The following is a 2419-nucleotide window of genomic DNA, read 5'->3' on the forward strand; positions in this document are numbered from 1 at the left end:
GACGGCGGCGTCAATTACAGGACGACAACCCTGCCAACCCGTTTAGCGGCCCGTCGGCTGACGATGGCAACGTTACGCAGTAACGCATCCGTGACGCGGTAACGGGTCACGAAATCAACCGTATCGGGGCAAGAAAATGGCAAAAACAGCAGCACAACGGCAAGCCGCATATCGGGCCCGGCGCCCTCATTCGGGCTCGGACGATAACGGTCAGCGTCGCCTGAACGCGTGGATCGACACTCGCGCCTTCCTCGCGCTTGCCCGGGTGGCGCGCCGTTACGCAGTAACGAAACAGGAATTGATCGAGAAACTGATCATCGCGGAAGACGAACGCATTCTTGCCGGGCTCGATCCCGATTCAGTGCAGTGGCAGGAGTACTTCGACGGCTCCTTGTTACGCAGTAACGATGAGCGTCAACTACGCGAACACGCAACGACAATTACCAAGGAGCAACGTCAAATATGACCTGATAACCAACGACAACTACCCCGTTGACCGGCCAAAATGGTTGTCGCTGACCGGCCACGCTGCTTGACGCTTTCTACGCAGCCGCTAGTTGACTGAATGCCGTCATCAGGTCTGGCTGCGTTTGACGCATCGCGCGCAGCTGGTTGGAGACTGCGCGTACGACGTCTTTAAATACAGGTAATCCACTCATCGCCATTCCTCCGGTCACCACAATCCAACGGTCAATTCCGAATCCAAAACAGGGCGAACAGGGTATGCAGCCATCGACTTGGCATTGGGCCACGCGATTCCCGGCATCGGGTCCGAGCGATCCGGCCGATCAAGAGCCGTGTGCGCTCAAGCAGTGGTTCACGACAAGCAGACCATCCCTGCGTGCATACGAGCCCACGTGACCAGCCGCGCCCCGTAGCCGTGTGACCTTGCTTACGCCCGTTGCATGCCCGATTTCGTTCGTTCGACGAGTTCGAAGACGAGCATGCCCGCCACCATGGCTGCCACGAATCCGATGGCTTTCGGATAGCCTGCGCCCAGTGCGACCAGCGCGGGGCCCGGGCAGAAGCCCGCCAGGCCCCAGCCGACTCCGAAGGCCGCGCTGCCGAGGACGAGCCTTGGCGTAATTATCGTGCTTGCCGGCAACTGTACAGGCAAGCCCAGTAACGAGCGCTTGCGGCGTCGCGCGACGAAGAATGCGAGCGAAGCCACGACGATGGCGCCCACCATCACAAACGCGAGGGAGGGGTCCCAACTACCGGCGATATCGAGGAAGCCCAGCACCTTGGCCGGGTTGCTCATGCCGGAGACCATCAGTCCAACGCCGAAAATCAGACCGGAAAGCAGTGCGGTGAGGATTGCCATGTCAGCCTCCAATCAGGTGTCGCTGGACAAAAACAGTCAGAAATCCCGCCGCCATGAAGATCAGCGTGGCGACGAGCGAACGCGGCGAACCGCGCGAAAGGCCACACACGCCGTGGCCGCTGGTACAGCCGCTGGCATAGCGGGTGCCGATCCCCACCAGGAAGCCCGCAACCAGGATGACGCCCCAGCTCGCCTCAATATCCGCAATTGCCGGCTTGCCGAGCAGGCCTGCAATGACAGGGGCGATGATGAGGCCTGCGACAAAGGCGAGGCGCCAGCCGCTGTCGTTGCGAGGCAGGCTCAACAGGCCACCGAAAATACCGCTGATTCCGGCGATGCGGCCATTGAACAGCACGAGCACGGCCGCCGCCAGACCGATGATGAGTCCGCCGGTCAAGGAGAGAGCAGGTGTGAAATGTGTGAAGTCAATCAACATCATTTGTCCCCTTGTTAGCAGCGGCGTGAATTTCGTCTAAAACGGACGGTTTAAAACTCACCATGGTGAAGGCGATCACAGGGTCGCGGGATCGGTGCCTTCCTGATCTTTCATGCGGTAGCTTTTGCCTTCGATGACGACGGTCTCGGCATGATGCAGGAGGCGGTCGAGCAGCGCGGAGGTCAGTGTGCTGTCGTGGTTAAAGATTTCCGCCCAGTGCTTGAACGCGCGATTTGAACTGATGATGGTCGGGCCGTGCTCGTAGCGCTGGCTGATGATCTGGAACAGCGCGTCGGCGCCTTGTTTGTCGACGGGCAAATATCCGAGTTCGTCGACGATCAATACGCGCGGTTTGACGTAGCGGCGCAGTTCGCGTTTGAGCCCGCCATGCACGTATGCGGCATTCAACGAGTTGATGATATCTATCGCCGTGGCGAACAGCACCGAATGGCCACGCAGACAGGCGGTATGGCCGAGTGCAATGCTCAGATGGGTTTTGCCCAGACCGACGCCACCGAGGAAGATCACGTTGGCCTGCTCCTCGATGAAGTTCAGGCGAAACAGGTTCTGGATCTGCAGGCGGTTGATCTTGCTGGGCCAGTTCCATTCGAACTGATCGAGCGTCTTGAGCACCGGGAACCGGGCGAGTGCGATCCGTC

4 protein-coding genes are annotated in these 2419 nt (G+C 59.7%); 1 reads left to right on the forward strand and 3 read right to left on the reverse strand.

Annotated features, from left to right (window positions below; translation table 11 throughout):
* Positions 1 to 136 precede the first annotated feature (136 nt).
* Positions 137 to 466: a hypothetical protein gene (locus BMI01S_RS40350; protein ID WP_063619647.1), complete on the forward strand. Its 330-nt coding sequence runs from the start codon at positions 137 to 139 to the stop codon at positions 464 to 466.
* Between the two features lie 426 nt (positions 467 to 892).
* Here the strand turns inward: BMI01S_RS40350 and BMI01S_RS36965 are convergent, their stop codons facing one another.
* From BMI01S_RS36965 to istB, 3 genes are all read right to left on the reverse strand, one after another.
* Positions 893 to 1324: a YeeE/YedE family protein gene (locus tag BMI01S_RS36965; protein WP_028233079.1), complete on the reverse strand. Its 432-nt coding sequence runs from the start codon at positions 1322 to 1324 to the stop codon at positions 893 to 895.
* Between the two features lies 1 nt (position 1325).
* A complete protein-coding gene (locus BMI01S_RS36970; protein WP_028233078.1) occupies positions 1326 to 1760 on the reverse strand; it encodes a YeeE/YedE family protein in 435 nt (144 codons plus the stop codon).
* A 75-nt stretch (positions 1761 to 1835) separates the two neighbouring features.
* On the reverse strand, positions 1836 to 2419 hold a 584-nt coding region (gene istB / locus BMI01S_RS36975; RefSeq protein ID WP_042293229.1), incomplete at its 5' end, for an IS21-like element helper ATPase IstB.

Source organism: Paraburkholderia mimosarum LMG 23256 = NBRC 106338, from assembly GCF_000739815.1.
GTDB lineage: Bacteria > Pseudomonadota > Gammaproteobacteria > Burkholderiales > Burkholderiaceae > Paraburkholderia > Paraburkholderia mimosarum.

Excerpts from the sequence above, each read along its gene's own strand:
- BMI01S_RS40350 (WP_063619647.1), top strand. The coding sequence starts at position 137 with ATGGCAAAAACAGCAGCACAACGGCAAGCCGCATATCGGGCCCGGCGC.
- BMI01S_RS36965 (WP_028233079.1), bottom strand. The coding sequence starts at position 1,324 with ATGGCAATCCTCACCGCACTGCTTTCCGGTCTGATTTTCGGCGTTGGA.
- BMI01S_RS36970 (WP_028233078.1), bottom strand. The coding sequence starts at position 1,760 with ATGTTGATTGACTTCACACATTTCACACCTGCTCTCTCCTTGACCGGC.